At 60.3% G+C, this 19794-nt stretch carries 15 protein-coding genes; 2 read left to right on the top strand and 13 right to left on the bottom strand.

Going from position 1 to position 19794, the window contains the following annotated elements:
- Window positions 1–6: 6 nt before the first annotated feature.
- The 5 genes from ACTZWY_RS08910 to acs all read right to left on the bottom strand — a co-directional run bounded on the left by ACTZWY_RS08910 (window position 7) and on the right by acs (window position 6763).
- Window positions 7–1839, bottom strand: a complete 1833-nt coding sequence (locus ACTZWY_RS08910) for a DUF294 nucleotidyltransferase-like domain-containing protein (RefSeq protein ID WP_444790345.1) — start codon at window positions 1837–1839, stop codon at window positions 7–9.
- An 84-nt stretch (window positions 1840–1923) separates the two neighbouring features.
- Window positions 1924–3690, bottom strand: a complete 1767-nt coding sequence (locus tag ACTZWY_RS08905; RefSeq protein WP_444790344.1) for a sodium:solute symporter family protein — start codon at window positions 3688–3690, stop codon at window positions 1924–1926.
- 14 nt (window positions 3691–3704) lie between these two features.
- On the bottom strand, window positions 3705–3959 hold the full coding sequence (locus ACTZWY_RS08900; RefSeq protein WP_444790343.1) for a DUF4212 domain-containing protein: 255 nt from the start codon (window positions 3957–3959) through the stop codon (window positions 3705–3707).
- A gap of 171 nt (window positions 3960–4130) precedes the next feature.
- Window positions 4131–4799, bottom strand: a complete 669-nt coding sequence (locus tag ACTZWY_RS08895) for an adenylate kinase (protein WP_444790342.1) — start codon at window positions 4797–4799, stop codon at window positions 4131–4133.
- 17 nt (window positions 4800–4816) lie between these two features.
- Complete coding sequence (gene acs, locus ACTZWY_RS08890) at window positions 4817–6763, bottom strand: acetate--CoA ligase (RefSeq protein ID WP_444790341.1); 1947 nt, start codon at window positions 6761–6763, stop codon at window positions 4817–4819.
- 511 nt (window positions 6764–7274) lie between these two features.
- Between acs and murD the strand changes: the two genes are divergently transcribed.
- Both murD and rarD read left to right on the top strand, forming a co-directional pair.
- Window positions 7275–8696 (top strand): UDP-N-acetylmuramoyl-L-alanine--D-glutamate ligase, encoded by a 1422-nt coding sequence (gene murD / locus ACTZWY_RS08885; protein ID WP_444790340.1) that lies wholly within the window; start codon window positions 7275–7277, stop codon window positions 8694–8696.
- A complete protein-coding gene (rarD, locus tag ACTZWY_RS08880) occupies window positions 8686–9576 on the top strand; it encodes an EamA family transporter RarD (RefSeq protein WP_444790339.1) in 891 nt (296 codons plus the stop codon). The genes murD and rarD overlap by 11 nt, the downstream gene beginning before the upstream one ends.
- 132 nt (window positions 9577–9708) lie before the next feature.
- Here rarD and mraY read toward each other — a convergent pair whose 3' ends face one another.
- From mraY to ACTZWY_RS08840, 8 genes are all read right to left on the bottom strand, one after another.
- Complete coding sequence (gene mraY, locus ACTZWY_RS08875; RefSeq protein ID WP_444790338.1) at window positions 9709–10794, bottom strand: phospho-N-acetylmuramoyl-pentapeptide-transferase; 1086 nt, start codon at window positions 10792–10794, stop codon at window positions 9709–9711.
- 10 nt (window positions 10795–10804) lie between these two features.
- A complete protein-coding gene (locus ACTZWY_RS08870; RefSeq protein ID WP_444790337.1) occupies window positions 10805–12247 on the bottom strand; it encodes a UDP-N-acetylmuramoyl-tripeptide--D-alanyl-D-alanine ligase in 1443 nt (480 codons plus the stop codon).
- Window positions 12244–13731: a UDP-N-acetylmuramoyl-L-alanyl-D-glutamate--2,6-diaminopimelate ligase gene (locus tag ACTZWY_RS08865; RefSeq protein WP_444790336.1), complete on the bottom strand. Its 1488-nt coding sequence runs from the start codon at window positions 13729–13731 to the stop codon at window positions 12244–12246. Before ACTZWY_RS08865 ends, ACTZWY_RS08870 begins: the two co-directional genes overlap by 4 nt.
- A gap of 72 nt (window positions 13732–13803) precedes the next feature.
- Window positions 13804–15585: a peptidoglycan D,D-transpeptidase FtsI family protein gene (locus ACTZWY_RS08860; protein ID WP_444790335.1), complete on the bottom strand. Its 1782-nt coding sequence runs from the start codon at window positions 15583–15585 to the stop codon at window positions 13804–13806.
- Complete coding sequence (gene ftsL, locus ACTZWY_RS08855) at window positions 15582–15953, bottom strand: cell division protein FtsL (RefSeq protein WP_444790334.1); 372 nt, start codon at window positions 15951–15953, stop codon at window positions 15582–15584. The genes ACTZWY_RS08860 and ftsL overlap by 4 nt, the downstream gene beginning before the upstream one ends.
- 6 nt (window positions 15954–15959) lie before the next feature.
- Complete coding sequence (rsmH, locus tag ACTZWY_RS08850; protein WP_444790333.1) at window positions 15960–16949, bottom strand: 16S rRNA (cytosine(1402)-N(4))-methyltransferase RsmH; 990 nt, start codon at window positions 16947–16949, stop codon at window positions 15960–15962.
- Entirely contained in the window at window positions 16946–17482 is a 537-nt protein-coding gene (gene mraZ / locus ACTZWY_RS08845) for a division/cell wall cluster transcriptional repressor MraZ (RefSeq protein ID WP_444790332.1), read from the bottom strand. Before mraZ ends, rsmH begins: the two co-directional genes overlap by 4 nt.
- 671 nt (window positions 17483–18153) lie before the next feature.
- Window positions 18154–19224 (bottom strand): Mrp/NBP35 family ATP-binding protein, encoded by a 1071-nt coding sequence (locus ACTZWY_RS08840; RefSeq protein ID WP_444790331.1) that lies wholly within the window; start codon window positions 19222–19224, stop codon window positions 18154–18156.
- Window positions 19225–19794 lie beyond the last annotated feature (570 nt).

Raw genomic sequence — 19794 nt, 5'->3', positions numbered from 1 at the left:
GTCCTTCTAGCCTAAGGTTCCTGCAATCTGGCCTACGGCAGATTGCATGGTGCGCACCACGACGAATGCATCGCGCAAGTGGCTGCGTTCGAAATCCGACAGGTCGGATGGCGCAAGAAAATTGTCAGGCTTGCGCCCCATGCGCACCAGTGTCGCCTGATTTTCAAGGCGCAGGTCTGCAATCAAGTCATAAGCTTCGATCAGGTCGCGCGCGCCAGACACCGAGATGATGCCCTGCTCTTCGGCCGCCAGCAGGCGCGCGCGTGTATTGACAGCCGTGATGCGCCCGCGCAGTGCGTAGACGCGCGCAAGGTCAGTGACCGGCACCACACCGCCCAGCTTCATGTCGACATGGTTCTTATGTTCACCCGAACGAATGGTTGCAAAGCCGCGCAGCAACCCAAGCGGGGGTGCGTGTTTGATGGAATTCGAAATCATGTGGACAACGAAAATCGAATTCTTGCTGGCCGCGTCCAGCGTTTCATCCTGCAAATCCCGAAACAGACTGACCTGCCCGCCAATCGGGCGCAGATCAAACATGACCGAAGACAGCATCTGCGCTTCTGGCGAGGGGGAGTTGATCCAGCCCTGAAAATACCGCCGCCACACGCGGACCGGCTGGCACCACCGCGGATTGGTCGCCATCATGTCGCCGGGGCAATAGAAATACCCCGCCGCATCCAGACCATCAGACACAAACCGCGCCAGATCGGCGAAATAGCCCATGTCATCCGGGGTCACGCTGTCATCTATGATGATGCAATTGTCCTGATCACTGACGCCGGTTTGTTCCTGGCGGCCCTGACTGCCACAGGCCGCCCAAAGATAGGGCACGGGCGGGGGTCCAAGCTTTTCTTCGGCCAGTTTCAACAACCGCCGCGTCACGGTATCGGCAATGTCGGTAATCAGGCGGGTGATCACATCATGGGCGTTATGTGCGCCCACCAGTTGCAACAAAAGCTGCGGAATACGTTCGGTCACATGGGCCAGATCAGCATAGCTTTCCGCCACGGCCGCATCGCGCACCAATTGCCCCGAACTGATGGCCTGAAACCGCGTCAGGTCTGTCTGGGTGATCATGCCCACAAGCGTATCGCCACGCACCACGGGCAAATGCCCGATCCGGTGTTCCAGCATCATATGCAAGATATCCGACCCCAGCGAATTGGGCGACAACGCCAGCGGGTCAGGGGTCATCACTTCGGCCAGCGGGGTATCAAGGGGGCGTCCTTCTGCCAGCACACGGCCTGACAGGTCGCGTGTTGTCACAATGCCAACCAGCTTTTCGCCCTCGACCACGGCCACACTGGAAATGCGGTTGTCGCGCATCAACCCGGCCGCTTGCTGGGCGGTCATTTGTGGTGTGGCCGTCACGGGCTTGCGCGCCATCAGATCGGCCACCTTCAGCGTGGCAAGGTCATTTTGCCGCCCCAGCTTCCCGCCCGAGGGCACGCCCCGGCTGAAAAACCGTTCAAACGCCGGGAAATTGGCGATCAGGTGGCGCAGTTCGGGCGCGGGCAGGCACAACAGCACCGAATTTGCCGTGGCAGTTGCCGTTGTCACCGCGCGCCCGTCCCGCAAAAGGCCGCGTTCCCCGAAGGAATTGCGCGGCGCCAGTATGGACACCAGCGCGCCATGGGTATCAGTCACTTCGATTGTGCCGGATTTGACCAGATACACCCCGTCTATCGGCTCGCCTTCGGAATAGACAACTGTGCCTGCAGACACTTCCTTGCGGCTGAAGCAACTGGCGACACGCGCCAGTTCGTCCTGCGGCAAGGAATCATATGGATGCACCGATTGCAGGAATTCCAGAACTTTCGGGGCGATTTGGGTCATTGTCTTTGTCCTGATTGCACCGGCCCCAAGTTGGGACGGCCTGCCCCCGGTAGCACGGGGACAGGCCAGTGTCTTTGCGTCGGATCAGTGATCGACAGCCGCGCCTGCCCCTTTGGGCACGCGGATCGATTCCACCAGTTCCTGAATTTCCGCAGGCGCATCGCCGGTCATTTTGTTGACGACATAGGCCGCTGCGAAGTTCAGCGCCGCACCAACCGCACCAAAGCTTAGCGGTGAGATGCCGAACAGCCAGTTGTCAGGTGTGTTGGCCAACATGTTGGTGCCGGGGATGAAGAACCACCCCAGATAGGTGAAGATATACAGCACTGTGGACCCAAGACCCACGATCATGCCGGCAATCGCCCCCGAGGAGTTCATCTTCTTGGAGAAGATGCCCATCATGATGGCCGGGAACAGCGAGGATGCTGCCAGACCGAAGGCCAGCGCCACCACCTGCGCCGCAAAGCCCGGCGGGTTGAGGCCCAGATAGGTTGCCAGCGCAATCGCAAAGGCCATCGAAATACGGGCCGCAAGCAATTCGCCCTTTTCCGAAATGCCCGGATTGATCATGGACTTGATCAGGTCATGGCTGATGGCGGACGAAATTGCCAGCAACAGACCTGCCGCCGTGGACAGCGCCGCCGCCAGACCGCCAGCCGCGATCAGACCGATAACCCAACCGGGAAGCTGTGCAATTTCGGGGTTCGCCAGAACCAGAATATCCTGGTTGAAGGTGACCATTTCATTGCCTTCCCAGCCTTCTTCAACGGCGCGCGCCGGTGGGCGGGCTTCGTTATAGTACTGGATCAGGCCATCGCCGTTCTTGTCTTCGAAGCGCAACAGACCTGTGCGTTCCCAGTTCAGCATCCAGTCGGGCTTGGCGTCGAATGCCAGCGGCTCGCCTGCGACACCGTTGGGATACAGCGTGGTGATGATGTTCAGACGCGCCATTGCACCAACAGCAGGTGCAACCGTGTACAGAAGCGCGATAAACACCAGCGCCCAACCTGCCGATTTGCGCGCATCTGCCACTTTCGGAACCGTAAAGAAGCGGATGATCACATGCGGCAGACCTGCAGTACCGATCATCAGCGACAGGGTGAACAACACCATGTTGAAGGTTGATCCGTGATTGCCGGTATAGTCATTGAAGCCCAGTTCAACCAGAACTTCGTTCAATGTGGTCAGCAGCGGCTGGCCAGAAGCCGTATGCGTGCTGAACAGCCCAAGCTGTGGCAGCGGGTTACCTGTCAGCTGCATCGAGATGAACACCGCAGGAATGGTATAGGCGATGATCAGCACGACATATTGCGCAAGCTGCGTATAGGTAATGCCCTTCATCCCGCCAAGAACGGCATAGATGAACACAACGCCCGACGCGATGAACAGGCCGGTCTGGTTGGAAACTTCCAGAAAGCGCGAAAACGCCACGCCAGCACCCGTCATCTGGCCGATCACATAGGTGATCGACATGACCAGAAGCGAGATGACAGCCACCAGACGCGCGGTCTGGCTGTAGAAACGGTCCCCGATGAAGTCGGGCACAGTGAAGCGGCCGAATTTGCGCAGATAGGGGGCCAGCAACATGGCCAACAGCACATAGCCGCCCGTCCAGCCCATCAGGAAGGTCGAGTTGCCATAGCCCACGAAGGCGATAAGACCCGCCATCGAAATGAAGCTTGCCGCCGACATCCAGTCCGCCGCAGTGGCCGCACCGTTGACGATGGGGTTAACCCCGCGCGAAGCCGCATAAAAGTCAGAGGTCGACCCGGCGCGTGCCCAGATCGCGATACCAATGTAAAGCGCGAAGGATGCGCCCACAAAGATAAGGTTGATTACAAACTGATCCATTTTTCAGGTATCCCTCATTCTTCCACGCCAAACTCTTTGTCGAGTTTGTTCATGTACCAGGTGTAGTAGAAGATCAGGACGATAAAGGTCAGGATCGAGCCTTGCTGCGCGAACCAGAACCCAAGATCGGTCCCACCGATTGGAATACCCGACAAAAGCGGGCGTAGAACGATGCCGAACCCGAAGGACACAAGCGCCCAGATCACCATGGAAATGGTAATGATGCGAATGTTGGCCTTCCAGTAGGCGTCTGTCGACTTGTCTGACATTGTGACGTCTCCCAGTTTCCTCCAGTGCCGCCCCCTTTTGGGGCTGGCTTCCTCTCTTGCAGGGAAGATGTGCTGTCGACACACCTTTCCTGTGCGCAGGCCCGATTGCTCCTCAGTGGCCTGCATTCGGGCGCGTTTCAGTGCCCGTCCGTTTTCCGGTTGCCCGGATTCCTACGCTGTCACGTCTTGCACGATCTGGGCCAATGCGGCGGCAATGGCGTCGATCCGGCCCATTGCATCCACGCGCCGCAGCGCCCCCTGCCCGTCGTAATATGTGATCAGCGGTGCGGTCTGGTCATGATAGGCCGCAAGTCGCGCGCCTACTGTTTCGGCATTGTCATCGGCCCGCCGCTTGAATTCGGTCCCGTTGCACTTGTCGCACACCCCTGCAACGGCGGGTTTCTTGAAACTGTCGTGATAGCCTTCGCCACAATTGGCGCAGGTGTAGCGGCCTGCAACCCGGTCCACCATGGCCGCATCATCCACATCCAGCGAAATGGCCGCGCCCAGTGCCATGCCCTGTTCGGCCAGCAGCGCGTCCAGCGCTTCGGCCTGTTTGGCGGTGCGGGGGAACCCGTCAAGGATGACCCCTTTTGCCGTGTCGGGTTCGGCCATCCGGTCGCGCAGGATGGCCAGAACAATCTCATCGCTGACCAGCCCGCCCGCATCCATCACGGCCTTGGCCTGTTTGCCCGCATCCGTGCCCGCCGCCACTGCGGCGCGCAACAGGTCACCCGTGGACAATTGCACAAGGCCGAATTTTTCTTCCAGCATGCGCGCCTGTGTGCCCTTGCCCGCACCGGGGGGGCCAAGCAGGATCAATACTGCAGATTTTGTCATTGTCTCGCTCATCCCTGTCACGCCCGGTTCATGCGGTTTTCAATCAACTCATCCACCACTGACGGATCTGCCAGCGTAGAGGTGTCGCCCAATGCGCCGAAATCATCCTCGGCAATCTTGCGCAGGATACGGCGCATGATTTTTCCGGAACGGGTTTTCGGCAGACCGGGGGCCCATTGAATAAGGTCAGGGCTGGCGATGGGTCCAATCTCGGTGCGCACCCATTTGACCAGTTCCTTGCGCAAATCCTCGGTCGGTTCGATGTTGTTCATCAAGGTGACATAGGCATAAATCCCCTGCCCCTTGATGTCATGGGGGTAGCCCACAACGGCGGCTTCGGCGACGGCTTCATGCGCGACAAGGGCGGATTCAACTTCTGCAGTGCCCATGCGGTGCCCCGAGACGTTGATCACGTCATCCACGCGCCCCGTGATCCAGTAATCGCCATCCGCATCACGGCGGCACCCGTCGCCCGTGAAGTAATAGCCCTTATACTGGCTGAAATAGGTTTCCATGAAACGTTCATGATCGCCCCAGACGGTGCGCATCTGACCTGGCCAGCTTTCCTTGATGCACAACACACCTTCGGCGGCGGTGTCGGTCTGCACTTCGGCAGTGGCGGGGTCCAGCACTTCGGGGACCACACCGAAAAACGGCTTGGTGGCCGAACCGGGTTTGGCAGGCATGGCACCGGGAAGCGCGGTGATCATGTGCCCGCCGGTTTCGGTTTGCCAGAAGGTATCCACAATCGGGCAGCGGCCCTTGCCGACATTTTCATTATACCAGTTCCACGCTTCTGGGTTGATAGGTTCGCCCACCGACCCCAGCAATTTCAACGAGGACAGGTCGTGCTTTTCCACCCATTCCGTGCCCTGCCCCATCAGCGCGCGAATGGCTGTGGGGGCGGTGTAGAACTGGTTGACCTTGTGCTTGGCGCAAACTTCCCAGAAACGCCCTGCATCCGGATAGGTTGGCACGCCTTCAAACATCAGCGTTGTCGCCCCATTGGCCAGCGGTCCGTAAATGATGTAGCTGTGCCCTGTCACCCAGCCCACATCAGCGGTGCACCAGAACACATCGCCATCATGATAGTCGAAGGTGTATTGCTGCGTCATGGCCGCATAGACCAGATACCCGCCAGAAGTGTGGACAACCCCTTTCGGGCGGCCCGTCGACCCAGAGGTATACAGAATGAACAGCGGGTCTTCTGCACCCACTTCGGTATAGGGGCAATAGGCGTTGGCCGCGTCCATTTCGGCCTTCAGGTCAATGTCGCGCCCGTCCACCCATGTGGTCTGGTCGCCGGTATGCTTGACCACGAAACACTTGACCTTGTCGGAACAATCAAACAGCGCCTTGTCGGTATTGGATTTCAACGCCGTGCGCCGCCCGCCGCGCGGTGCAGTGTCGGCGGTGATGACGGCCTTGGCCTGACAATCATTGATACGGTTTGCCAGCGCGTCCGGCGAAAAGCCCGCAAACACGATTGAATGCACGGCCCCGATACGCGCGCAGGCCAGCATTGCATAGGCCGCTTCGGGGATCATGGGCAGATACAGCACCACGCGGTCGCCCTTGCCAATGCCGTGTTCCTTCAGCACATTGGCCATGCGGCTGGTCTGTTCCAGCAATTCCAGATAGCTGATATGCCGCGCCGGGGTTTGGGGGTCATCGGGTTCCCAGATAATTGCGGTCTGGCTGGCGCGTGTGGTCACATGACGGTCAATGCAATTTGCAGACACGTTCAATGTGCCATCTTCAAACCATTTGATGTCGACCTTGCCATAGTCAAATGTCGCATTCTTGACCTTGGTAAAGGGTTTGATCCAGTCAATACGCTTGCCATGCTCACCCCAGAAAACGTCCGGATCACTGACAGATGCCGCATACATCTCATCATATTTCGCGGCGTCGATATGTGCGTTTGCAACAAACGCATCGGAAGCGGGATAGGTATTGGACATGAACACTCCTCCAGTCGCGCGGGGCAGGCACAAGGCCACCAATTGCGGCACCTCCCCTTCCCCAAAAAATTCTGGCGCGGCACCTTGGCACACGCCCTTCCCCAAAACTGTTATAACGCATTCGTCAAAGTTTGTGTAACTTTTTTTAACTAAAGGATTTTTTTGTAAATTTATTCACAGATTATCTGTCAATATTGTGAATATATTTTCGCCGCACTGCAGGAAACCGTTGTTTTCATATTGTTTTCCACATGACGACAATATGACGATTCCGCGGCCCGCCCGATATTGCGTGCCACCGACAGAACATGTCAGCGCAAACAGCACCCGCGCAACAATCGCAAAGTTTCACACACATAGGCGAATATAAGTGATTCGCCGCTTCAAAATATGTCCCTGTTGCGCGTGCCCGTATCCCGTCAGGGTGCTGCCGTCCGAAAGCGGTCCTTGCAAGCCCCGCCGACATGGCCCAAAAACAAACAAAGACCCCAAGCACGAAAGGCCCTGAACCATGATCCCCATCCAAGGATATAACGGGGCACGCGTTGCCGTGCTGGGGTTGGGGCGGTCGGGTCTGGCCACTTGTGCGGCGTTGCAGGCGGGGGGCGCCACTGCGCTGGCATGGGACGAAAGCCCCGAGGCGCGCCGCAACGCCGAAGGTCAGGGGATTGCGGTGCACGACCTGACCAGAATTGACTGGGCAGAGGTTGCCGCCCTGATTGTCAGCCCGGGCATCCCGCATCTTTATCCCACCCCGAACCGCATCATTGCCAGCGCAATCACGCAGGGTGTGCCAGTCGACAATGACATCGGGCTGTTTTTCCGCAGCTTCGCCACGCTGGAAACCATGGAATTTGACCAGCCGCCCAAAGTTGTGGCCATCACCGGATCAAACGGGAAGTCCACCACAACGGCCTTGCTGCACCATATTCTGGAACAGGCCGGACGCCCCACACAGATGGCAGGAAACATCGGCAAGGGGGTGTTGTCCATTGACCCGCCCCAAAATGGCGAAGTGGTGGTGCTGGAACTGTCCAGCTACCAGACGGAACTGGCGCGCGCGCTGACACCGGACATCGCAGTGTTTACCAACCTGTCCGCCGACCATCTGGACCGTCACGGCGGTATGGGGGGGTATTTCGCGGCAAAACGCAGGCTGTTCGCCGAAGGTGGGCCAGACAATGCCGTGATTGGCGTTGATGAATTCGAAGGCCAGTTTCTGGCCGGACAGATTGGGCAGAACCCCGAAGACATGCGGGTGATCCGCATCTCATCGGGGCGCAAGCTGAGCGGGCCGGGCTGGAACGTCTTTGCGCGCAAGGGGTTTCTGGCCGAATACCGGCGCGGCAAACAGGTTGCGTCCATAGATTTGCGCACCGTCAAGGGGTTACCGGGGGCGCATAACCATCAAAACGCCTGTGCGGCCTATGCCGCCGCGCGCAGTCTTGGCCTTGCGCCGCGCCTGATAGAGGATGCGTTGCACAGCTTCACGGGCCTGCCGCACCGCAGCCAGCTTGTCGCGGAAGCGCGCGGCGTGCGCTACATCAATGACAGCAAGGCCACCAATGCCGAAAGCGCGGCACAGGCGCTGCAAGCCTTTGATCGCATTCACTGGATTGCGGGGGGCCTGGGCAAGGACGGGGGCATAAGCGCGCTGGTGCCCCATCTGGGCAAAGTGACCAAAGCCTATCTGATCGGGCATTCGGCGCGTGAATTTGCCTTGCAACTGGGCGACACGGCGCATGAAATCTGCGACACCATGGACCGCGCCGTGGCCAGCGCCATGTCACAGGCGCAATCTGGCGATGTGGTTCTTCTGGCCCCTGCGGCGGCCAGTTTCGACCAGTTCAAGGATTTCGAAAGCCGCGGGCAGGCCTTTATTGATGCGGTCAGCGCACAACTGGCCGGGCAAGGCGCGTCAGATGACCACTGATGACAGCCCGCGCGGCTTTGCCTTCGCGATTGCCGCTTTTGCAATCTGGGGGATGTTGCCTTTCTATTTCAAGGCGCTGGAGCATGTCCCCACTATAGAGGTCATCGCCCATCGGGTGATCTGGGCGGTTCCGGTGGCGTTGATCGCGCTGATTGCGCTGGGGCGCACAGATGACTTGCGCACCGCCATCCGAACGCCGCGCATGCTGGGCATGGCTTTGGTGACGGCGGCGCTGATTTCCGTCAATTGGGGAACCTATGTCTGGCTTATCCAGACCGGCAAGGCCATGGATGCAGCGCTTGGCTATTATATCAACCCCATCTTCAACGTCTTTCTGGGCGCAACACTGCTGGGCGAAAAGCTTAGCCCACGGCAATGGGGCGCTGTGGCGCTGGCAATGGCGGCGGTGGTTGTGCTGACGCTGGACGCGGGCGCGCTGCCGATTGGAACCTTGCTGATTGTGTTCAGCTGGGGCAGCTACGCCTATTTCAAGCGCGCGCTGCCCATTGGCCCCAATCAGGGTTTCGCGCTGGAAGCGCTGATCCTGTTGCCCTTCGCGCTGGTTTATATAGGCTGGACCCTGTTTCAGGGCACCAGCTTCAGCGCGCAGGCGGGCGCAGTGGACTGGGTGCTGCTTGTGGGGTGCGGGGTGGTAACGGCAGCACCGCTGATGCTGTATGCAAACGGTGCCAAGGCGCTGCGCCTGTCAACCATCGCAATTGCAGGCTATTCCATTCCCACGATGATTTTCCTGATATCCGTGTTCATCTTCCGCGAACCCTTTGACGGCGCGCGCGTCATAGCCTTCCCCATGATATGGGGGGCGATGGCGCTGTATATTCTGGAAATCCTGCGCAAACGCCGGGCGGGCGTGCAATAGCGCATGTCGCGCAAAACTGGGCACCGGTTTTGCGCAAAAAGACATGCGACACCATAAAGCCAGAGTGGGTCGCGTGGCTACGAATGCACACGACCCACTCTGGCGCCCGGCGCATGCATATCGCTGCGCGCGTCAGCGCACTTTCAGCGTTGCCAGCCCAATCAGCGCCAGCACCAGCGCGATAATCCAGAACCTGATGACAATCTGCGGTTCGGCCCAGCCTTTCTTCTCGAAATGGTGGTGAATCGGGGCCATCAGGAACACGCGCTTGCCCGTGCGCTTGAAATACAAGACCTGAATAATGACGGACAAGGTTTCGACAACAAAGATACCGCCCACGATGGCCAGCACGATTTCATGCTTGATGGACACCGCAATTGCCCCCAGCGCACCGCCCAGCGCCAGTGACCCGGTATCGCCCATAAACACCGCCGCAGGGGGCGCGTTATACCACAAGAACCCCAGCCCCCCACCGGCCAGCGCGGCGGTAAAGACCAGCAATTCCCCCACACCGGGCACATAATGCACATCCAGATAGGCCGTGAAATCCACCCGCCCCACGGCATAGGCAATCACCCCAAGCGTGGTTGCGGCAATCATCACCGGCATGATGGCCAGACCGTCCAGACCATCCGTCAGGTTGACCGAATTGGCCGCGCCCACAATGACGAACGCGCCAAACGGAATGAAGAACCACCCCAGCGACAGCAGAACTTCCTTGAATACCGGAACGGCCAACTGGCCTTGCAAATCGTCGGGGTGCACATACATGGCCGCCGCACTGGCCAACAGGCCAATCAAAATGCCCGTCCCCAGCCGCACACGGCCCGGCACGCCCTTGACATTGCCCTTGGACACTTTGGCAAGATCATCGGCAAACCCGATCGCGCCAAACGACACTGTGACCAGAAGCACAATCCACACATAGGGGTTGTCCAGCCGCGCCCAAAGCAGCGTTGACACAGTCAGCGCCGACAGGATCAGCAAACCACCCATGGTGGGCGTGCCTGTCTTGGTGAGCAAATGGCTTTCGGGGCCGTCTTCGCGGATGGGCTGGCCATTGGACTGGCGCCGCTTGAGCATGTTGATCAGCGGCTTGCCGAACACAAAGCCGAAAATCAGCGCTGTGAAGAAAGCCGCGCCCGCACGCACCGTGATGAACCGGAACAAGTTGAACCCCGGCAATGTGCCCGCGAATTCGGTCAAAAAATAAAACATGGTGCTTCCTTCAACTTCTTCGGGGGGCACGCGTGCCATCAGTTGGCGCGTCAAGGCTGCGCAGCGCCGTGACAATGCCTGACACAAGGCTGCCTTTCGACCCTTTGACCAGAACAACATCGCCGGGCGCGACCAGCAGATGAACGATGCCGGCCAGATCATCGGCATGGGCAACATGGCGCCCGCGCTGGCGCAGCGGCAATTTGCGCGACAGCGCTGCCATCCGTGGCCCGACACAATGCACCAGATCAACACTGGCCATCGCGGGATACTGGGCCACAGATTCGTGCAAGGCCCGTTCATTCGGGCCAAGTTCCAGCATATCGCCCAGAATGGCAACGCGCCGCCCGCGCCGCCCCGTCGGGGTTTGCGAGGGGGTGATTTTTGCCAGCATGTCCAGCGCCGCTTCCAGCGATGCGGGGTTGGCGTTGAAAGCGTCATCAATCAGCGTGAAAGACAGGTCTTCCAGCGCGTCCAGTGTAATGGTCTGGCGCAAGCCGCGCCCCGCCGGGGGCTGCCACCGCCCAAGACCCAGTGCCGCGCGCGCCAGATCCAGCCCAAGCGCCTGCGCCACGGCCAGACACCCCAGCCCGTTCATGCCAAAATGCGCCCCTGCATTGGCCAGCCGCACAGCCACGCGCGTGCCGCCCACATTGGCGCGCACGACCAGCGCCGCGTCGGTCTGGGTCATGTCTTCGGGCACAACACCGCTGTCTGCCCCAACGCCAAAGGGCCAAAGCGTGGCCCCCGACAGGGTTGCCGCGTCGCGCAAAATGGGGCTTGTGGGCAGGTCACAGGGGAAAATTGCGTGCCCAGTGCTGTCAAGTGATGTGAAGATGCTGGCTTTTTCCTGCGCGATCCCTTCAATATTTTCAAAGGCTTCCAAATGGGCTGGCGCGATAGTGGTAATCATGGCCACATGCGGGCGGGCCAGTGCGGCCAAGGGTGCAATTTCCCCCGGCTGGTTCATGCCAATTTCTATGACTGCAAAATCCGCATCAGGGGCCATGCGCGCCAGCGTGACCGGCACCCCCCAATGGTTGTTGAAACTGGCCTCGGCGGCATGGGTCTTGCCAAACGCCTGCAGCATGTCGCGCAACATTTCCTTGGTTGATGTCTTGCCCACAGACCCAGTTACCGCAATCACCTGCGCCTTGCTGCGCGCGCGCCCCGCCGCCCCCAGCGCCGCAAGCGCGGTCATCACATCCGGCACAAGCAAAAGCGGCGCATCCTGTGCCACGCCGCAGGGGACATGATCCACCATGGCCGCCGCCGCGCCATTTGCCAGCGCCTGGGCCACAAAATCATGCCCGTCGCGCGCAGCTTTCAGCGCGATGAACAAATCCCCCGGCTGCAGGCTGCGCGTGTCAATGGAAATACCATGCGCCTGCCAGTCCCCGCGCGCCTGCCCGCCTGTGGCAAGCGCCGCATCCGATGCTGTCCAAAGGGTCATGGCTGCCCCTCCAATGCGGCAATGGCAACACTTGCCTGTTCCACATCATCAAAGGGATAGACTGTTTCGCCGATGATTTGCCCGGTTTCATGGCCCTTGCCCGCGACCAGAAGCGCATCCCCCGGACCCAGCGCATCAACGGCGCGCAAAATAGCCTCGGCGCGGTCGGGCACTTCATGGGCATTCGGGCACCCTTGCAGGACTGCCGCCCGAATTTGCGCAGGGTCTTCTGATCTTGGGTTGTCATCTGTCACAAAAACAATGTCGGCATGCGCACTTGCCGCGCGCCCCATCAACGGGCGTTTGCCCTTGTCGCGGTCCCCACCTGCCCCGAACACGACAATCAAGCGCCCCATCACATGCGGGCGCAGTGCCTGCAGCGCCACCTCCAGCGCGGCGGGCGTATGGGCATAATCCACGAATACCGGCGCCCCATTGGCACGCGCGCCCGCCAGTTGCATGCGCCCCCGCACCCCGTCCAGAAGCGGCAGGCGCAGGGCAACATCATCAGCATCATCCCCGCAGGCCAGCACCAGCCCGACCGCCGCCAGCACATTTTCGGCCTGAAACCCGCCAATCAGGGGCAAGTATTCCTGATAGGTCTTGCCTGCATAGCTGAAGCGCAATGTCTGGCCTGCTGCGTCAAACCGCTGGCCCAGAATGCGCAAATCCGCATCCGCGTTGCGCCCGATCGTCAAACTGCCCTGCCCGCGCGCTTCGGCAATAGCCAGAATATCGGCGCCATAGGGGTCATCCATATTGATGACGGCCACGCCGTCTTCGGACAAAAGCCGGTCAAACAGCTGCGCTTTGGCCGCGAAATAGGCCTCCATCGTCACATGATAATCCAGATGGTCCTGTGTCAGGTTGGTGAAGGCCGCAGCGCGCAGGCGCACCCCGTCAAGGCGGCGCTGGTCCAAGCCATGCGAAGATGCTTCCATTGCGGCATGTGTCACGCCCGCATGCGCCATATCGGCCAGCAACCGATGCAGGGTTATGGGGTCGGGCGTGGTATGGGCCAGCGGGGCGGAATATGCCCCTTCTACGCCCGTGGTGCCCAGATTGACTGCCTCATGGCCCAGATTGGCCCAGATCTGGCGGGCGAAACTGGCCACCGAAGTTTTGCCATTCGTGCCCGTCACCGCCACCATCTGCGCGGGCTGCGCCCCGAACCACAGCGCACAGGCCAAGGCGAACGCGGCGCGCGGATCTTCCGCCAGCACCACCGCAGCATCACTGCCCGCCAGCGCATCTTGCGCGATTTCGGCACCGTCGCGGTCGGTCAGCACAGCAGCCGCGCCCATGCGCAGCGCATAGGAAATGAATTCGGCGCCATGAACGCGACTGCCGGGAAGGGCCGCGAACAATGCGCCTTGGCGCACATGGCGGCTGTCCAGCGCCAGCCCGGTGACAGGGACATTCCCCCCTCTGGTCGGACTAAGTCCAAGCGCGGAAAGGGGGCGAAGGGGCGGCTGGTCAGTCACGCGCGTTAGCTCCTTGCGGGATGGGTGCTGCCTGTTAGCCCGAAACCCAAGCGCTGTTCAATGGCCGATGGGTCATTGAACAGCTGCCTCGAAGGCGGCGTTGGCAGCTTCCAGCCGAACGGGGCGAATATCCAGCAAGGGCGCAACCCGGCGTGTGATCTCGGCGGAGACGGGAACCGCCGTCCAGCCTGCCGTGCGGCGCGGTTCAGGGCCGGTGGTGTCGGCGCCTTCATCCAGCGTGACAATCAGCACATAGCGCGGGTCATGCGACGGGAACACGCTGGCGAATGTTGCCAGAACCGCATCTTTCATATATCCGCCGCGCGGCCCCGGTTTGTCCGCCGATCCGGTCTTGCCGCCCACGGGATAGCCGGGAATGCGCGCAAAAGACGCTGTGCCTTCTTGCACAACCTGATGCAACATCAGGCGCATTTGCTGCGATGTCTGCGCCGAAATGATTTGCGGGCCTGCCTGCACATTGTCCTGACGCAGCAAGGTGGGCGTAATCTTGCGCCCGCCATTGACAAGGCTGGCATAGCCCGCAGCCAGCGCCAGCGGGCTGGTGGACATGCCATGTCCGTAAGAAATTGTCATGACCGACAGGTCAGACCAGCGTTCAGGCAACAGCGGGCGCGCGCGGGCCGCTTCGGCCAGTTCAATTGGGGCGGGGTCCAGGAACCCGAATTTGCGCAAGAAGTCCTGCTGGGCCTCGGCGCCGATGGGCTGCATGATGCGCGCGGTTCCGATATTGGAGGATTTGACCATCACATCCTTGACCGACAGTTGCGGCCCATAATTGCGGAAGTCATTAATGCGAAACCGGCCCCATGTCAGCGGGCCGCGCGTATCAACAATGCTTTGCGGGGTAAGGGTTCCGATATCCAGCGCCTGGGCCACGGCAAAGCTTTTCATCACCGACCCAAGTTCATAATAGCCCTGCACAGCGCGGTTGAACAGCGGGCTGTCAGCCGGTTCGCCCTCGGTGGGGGGGGCGGGGCGCAGGTTGGGGTCAAAATCCGGCAAGGAAACAAGGCTGATCACTTCACCAGTGTAGACATCCATCAGCACCGCAGACGCGCCTTTGGCGTTCAACATGTGCATGCCGCCTTCCAGAACCTCGGTCACCGTGGCCTGAACTGTCAGATCAAGCGACAGATGCAAGGGGGCGTTCACCTGTTCAGGGTCGCGCAGGCGGGCGTCAAAGAACAGTTCAGTGCCGGCAACACCCAGAAGTTCGGCGGCACGCACCCCTTGCTGACCAAAACGCGCGCCGCCCAGCACATGCGCGGCCATCCGCCCGTTTGGATAAACGCGCATGTCCCGCGGACCAAACAACAGGCCGGGTTCGCCAATGTCATGCACGGCCTGTTGCTGTTCGGGCGACAGCTGCGCCCGTATCCAGATGAAGCGGCGCTGCGGATCAGTGAACCGCGCGGCCATGCGCTCGGCATCCATATCGGGGAAGATGCGGGCCAGTTCGCGCGCGGCGCGCAGCGGGTCCACCATGCGGCGGGTTTCGGCATAAAGCGCGTGTGTCGGCAGGTTGGTGGCCAGCACCCGCCCGTCACGGTCCAGAATGTCGGCGCGCGCGCTGGAAATATCCTCGGCCATGCCCACACGCAATTCCAGCGGTTCGGTGGCCGCCAGCAACCCCATTCTGGCCCCCAGCAACACGAACCCGCACAAAAACAGCAATGCCAGCGTCAGCAACCGCCCTTCGGCCTGATTGCGGGCCGCATCGCGCATGTTTTCCAGCCGCAAGCGGCGGTTTTCCTGTTCGATATGGTCAGGGTTCTGGCCGGTTTCGCGCGCTTTAAGCACACGCGCCAGCGGGCGCAATGGCGTGCGGATCATGGTTCCCCCTGTGGTTGATCGGACAGGTTCTGCAGATCGCCGAACACTTCAACCGCTGTGGAATAGTCGCTGCGCAACACCGGCAAAGGGTAGGCCACCTGCCCGATTTCGCCGAAATGATCTGCGGTCATCGGCACCAGCCGCAAGCGTTCGAAATTGACATCCACCAAGTCGCGCAGGCGGTCGGGCCGGTTCAGATAGGCCCATTCGGTGCGCTGGATGGTAATTGCATTCCCAAGGCTCTCAACCTCTCGTTGCAGGGCACCGCGTTCGTTCATGGCTTGCTGGGTCAGATGATTTTCACGGTAGGCCCATGCAGCAAGGCCAATCACGGCCAAAGCGGTCAGGAAATACAGCAAGCTTCGCATTTTGTCCTATTCCAGATTATCAAGGGCAAGTCCGGGCAACCCAAGGGCGGCCCGGTCGGCTTTGGCCGCAGGCGCATCCGTGCGCAGCGCCATGCGCAGGCGTGCAGACCGCGCACGCGGGTTTTGCGCCAGTTCATCAGCATCCGCACTGACACCGCGCTTTTCGATCAGCGTGAAACGCGGCGCATCACTGGGCGCTTCGGGGGCGTAGCGGTTGGCCCGCCCGCCCTGCCCCGCACGCAGATGCAAGAAGCGCTTCACGATGCGGTCTTCAAGGGAATGAAAACTGACAACCGCCAGTTTGCCGCCCGGACGCAGCGCGCGTTCTGCCGCTTCCAGCCCCTGCACAAGCGATTCGAATTCAGTGTTCACTGCAATGCGCAACGCCTGAAAACTGCGCGTGGCAGGGTGGCTTTGGCCCGGTTTGGGGCGCGGCAGGCAGCTTGAAACAATCTGCGACAGATGCAAGGTGGTGGTGATGGGCGCGTCCGTGCGGGCGCGCGCAATTGCGCGCGCAATCCGGCGCGATGCGCGTTCTTCGCCGTAATGATACAGGATATCGGCCAGCACAGCTTCGGGCGCGGAATTCACCAGATCGGCAGCGCTTGGCCCTGATTGCGACATGCGCATGTCCAGCGGCCCGTCCTTGCCGAAGGAAAACCCGCGTTCGGCCTGATCCAGTTGCATGGATGACACGCCAAGATCCAGCACAATGCCATCCACCAGACCGCCAGCATGGGTGTCAAGCTGCGCGAAATTCCCCTGAACCAGCCGCAACCTGTCGCCATAGCGCCCCGCCCATGCGCGCGCCATATCCAGCGCCATGGGGTCGCGGTCGATACCGATAACCTGATCTGCGCCCCCGTCCAGCAGCGCGCGCGCATACCCGCCCGCGCCGAATGTGCCATCCACCCACAGCCCGGAAACAGGGGCCAGATGGGCCAGAATGGGGCGTATCAATACCGGGATATGGGGGGTGTGTTCTTGCTCGGTCATGAGGAACCGGGGCGCGGCGGCAATTTTGTCAGCGGGTTGAAGCGCGGTCCCTGATCGGCCATGTAGGCGCGGGTTGCCGCGGTTTTGGTGGCCTCAAACGTGTCTTCGCGCCAGATCTGGAACCTGTCGCCCAACGCGATGAACAGCGCTTTTTCATCGCCATCCAGCCCGATCTTGTCGCGCAGCTTCTGGGGCAGCACGATACGCCCGTCTTCATCAATCTGCATGTCCTGTGCCAGACCGTGAAACAGCAATTCCAGCGCTTCGCGGTCATCGCTGCCCGGCTGCATCTGGTCGATGCGTTCCTCGATATCTTCAATGGCGTTGACCGTGTAGCAATCCAGCCATGTCTGGTCATCCAGCCCGTAGACAATGACAAGATTGGGGCGCAGGCCGTCGGTCCAGTCCGGGTCGCCGGTTTCGACAACACGCCGGAATGAGGCCGGGATTGATACCCTTCCCTTGCTGTCCACCTTCTGGTGGAAGGAGCCTCTGAACCTGCGTGCCACTGCGCGGCGGTCCCTTTTTGCCATGGACCCCATAAGGCGGGGTCTGAAAATGGAAACGGCGGATCGAGCTGCTGCCACTGCCCGATCCGCCGACTGTCCCATCGCTGGGTGCCCGGTTTGCGCTTGCGTCCTTGGGGGAGGGGATGCTGCCTGCAAGCGCGCCGGATCTGTTTTGTTTCAAGATAAAGCGGGTGCCTGTATGAAACTGTCTGCCTCGGTCGGGGTCTTTGGTTGCCCCTTAATGCCCGTCTACCTTGTCAAAAGGGATGCCATGGGATTGCATGGTAATCAACTGAAAAATACGGGCAGAGCAAACAGGGTTTGGGGCACTGCACCCCTGTATTCTGTTAACCTTTGGCATTTACAACTAGATGTAGCGTGAACATTGCAAGAACCGCCCCAAATGCCGCGCACCCACACAATCCCATTCAGGGCGGCGCCAAATGAGGAAAATACGAGAATATTTTTAGCCAAACACACTAAAGTTGCGCATATGCAACAAAATCGCATGTCAGGACGGCAGATTTTGGGGTGTTAAATGCAAATTACTGCAGGTAACGCCGAATCACAGACCGTTGATTCGTGCGTGACCCGCCAGCACTTGGGACGGCAGGACCACAAACCCGCCATTCCCATGAAATACCATGAGGGCCATCCGGTCCCGGCCATTCCCAAAAACCGTGGCGCCCCCTGCGTCAGATCGCATCTATCAAGCGTTGGGCCATACGCTCATAGGCGCGGGCAACAGGGCTGTCGGTGGCCGCAACGGGAATGCCACCATCGCCCGCCAGCCGCACTTCAATGCTTAGCGGCAATTCCCCCAAAAAGGCCAAGCCCTGCTTTTGCGCTTCCACGCGGACACCGCCTTCGCCGAAAATATGGTCCTCATGCCCGCAATTGGGACAGATATAGGTCGACATGTTTTCGACCAGTCCCAGAATAGGGGTTTTCAATGTCTGGAACGCGCGCAGCGCCTTGCGCGCATCCAGCAGCGCCACATCCTGCGGGGTGGATACCACAATTGCACCGCGCACATCGAATTTCTGGCACAGCGTCAGTTGAATATCGCCTGTGCCCGGCGGCATGTCGATGATCAGGATGTCCAGGTCGCCCCATTCCACCTGCGTCAGAAGTTGCTGCAACGCCCCCATCAACATGGGGCCACGCCAGATAACGGCTTCATCTGCTTTCAACATCAGGCCAATGGAAATCATTGTGACGCCATGCGCCTGCAACGGAATGATTTTCTTGCCATCAGGGGACGCGGGCCTGCGGTCCACGCCCATCATCTTTGGCTGGCTGGGACCGTATATATCAGCGTCCAGCAACCCGACCCGCACCCCCAGACGCGCCAGCGCAACCGCAAGGTTGGATGCCACTGTGGACTTGCCGACCCCGCCCTTGCCAGACCCCACGGCCACAATATGGCGCACGCCGGGCACGGCTTGCTTGTCACCCTGCGGGCGGGCATGGCCCCCGATTTTCAGCGACGGGGCGGCCCCTTGCGGTTTTTGGGCGGGGCCATGCGCCGTCAGGGCCACCGACACCCGCGCCACACCGTCAAGCGCCTTGACCGCCGCTTCGGCATCCTGACGCGCAGGGGCCAGCCGCTGGGCCATTTCGGCAGTTTCGGCTTCCAGCACAAACCGCACCGCGCCGCCATCGACAACCAGCGCGCGCACCAGATCGCGCGACACCAGATCGCCGCCATCGGGCAATGAAATGGATTTCAGGGCCTGCAAGACCTTTTCGCGTGTCACCGTCATAATGAAGTCCCTTCCTGCTTTGTTCTGACAAATGAGCCTTTCATGCGACAGCGACAAGGGGCGGCGGGGCTGTTTACCCAGCTTCGCACGCGCGATACGACACAAAAGCCGCATATTTGCTGCATCAAATGCCCTAAAGGAAATTCCCGGCCCAAGCATGCCCCGTTCCGGCCCATTCCCAAGGCATGCTTTACCTGAAAGCATGTCGCGCAAAACCGGTCCCCATTCTTGCACGACATGCGCAAAGGGAATCGTGCAACAAGACGGGTTTTGGTGATTCCCGAAGCGTATTTTCCCCTGATTTGAGGATTTGCCACAGGCAAAGGGCCGCAGGCGCCCAAAAAATAACCGACGCGATTGTATATTTTGTGCCGGTCTTGCAAGGCATCGCGCCCTAAGATCGCGCCCATGCGCTAAATGCATGGCACCACATCGGCTGCCTGCGGGCAACACGGGGCCGCCTGCCGCCGCCTGCCGGTGGGCAAGAAACCCTTGATATCGCTAACACTATTTCCGAACATTTGGTCAATTAACATGACTGTGGGACTCACCTTCTTCTTGTGGCCTGCG

The organism is Roseinatronobacter sp. NSM (genome assembly GCF_052379845.1).
Taxonomy (GTDB): Bacteria; Pseudomonadota; Alphaproteobacteria; order Rhodobacterales; family Rhodobacteraceae; genus Roseinatronobacter.
Note: the sequence above shows the minus strand (reverse complement) of the source record. Positions and strands in the feature narration are given on the sequence as shown.

Coding starts and splice junctions, on each gene's coding strand:
- ACTZWY_RS08910 (WP_444790345.1), bottom strand. CDS start 1,839: ATGACCCAAATCGCCCCGAAAGTTCTGGAATTCCTGCAATCGGTGCAT.
- ACTZWY_RS08905 (WP_444790344.1), bottom strand. CDS start 3,690: ATGGATCAGTTTGTAATCAACCTTATCTTTGTGGGCGCATCCTTCGCG.
- ACTZWY_RS08900 (WP_444790343.1), bottom strand. CDS start 3,959: ATGTCAGACAAGTCGACAGACGCCTACTGGAAGGCCAACATTCGCATC.
- ACTZWY_RS08895 (WP_444790342.1), bottom strand. CDS start 4,799: ATGACAAAATCTGCAGTATTGATCCTGCTTGGCCCCCCCGGTGCGGGC.
- acs (WP_444790341.1), bottom strand. CDS start 6,763: ATGTCCAATACCTATCCCGCTTCCGATGCGTTTGTTGCAAACGCACAT.
- murD (WP_444790340.1), top strand. CDS start 7,275: ATGATCCCCATCCAAGGATATAACGGGGCACGCGTTGCCGTGCTGGGG.
- rarD (WP_444790339.1), top strand. CDS start 8,686: ATGACCACTGATGACAGCCCGCGCGGCTTTGCCTTCGCGATTGCCGCT.
- mraY (WP_444790338.1), bottom strand. CDS start 10,794: ATGTTTTATTTTTTGACCGAATTCGCGGGCACATTGCCGGGGTTCAAC.
- ACTZWY_RS08870 (WP_444790337.1), bottom strand. CDS start 12,247: ATGACCCTTTGGACAGCATCGGATGCGGCGCTTGCCACAGGCGGGCAG.
- ACTZWY_RS08860 (WP_444790335.1), bottom strand. CDS start 15,585: ATGATCCGCACGCCATTGCGCCCGCTGGCGCGTGTGCTTAAAGCGCGC.
- ftsL (WP_444790334.1), bottom strand. CDS start 15,953: ATGCGAAGCTTGCTGTATTTCCTGACCGCTTTGGCCGTGATTGGCCTT.
- rsmH (WP_444790333.1), bottom strand. CDS start 16,949: ATGACCGAGCAAGAACACACCCCCCATATCCCGGTATTGATACGCCCC.
- mraZ (WP_444790332.1), bottom strand. CDS start 17,482: ATGGCAAAAAGGGACCGCCGCGCAGTGGCACGCAGGTTCAGAGGCTCC.
- ACTZWY_RS08840 (WP_444790331.1), bottom strand. CDS start 19,224: ATGACGGTGACACGCGAAAAGGTCTTGCAGGCCCTGAAATCCATTTCA.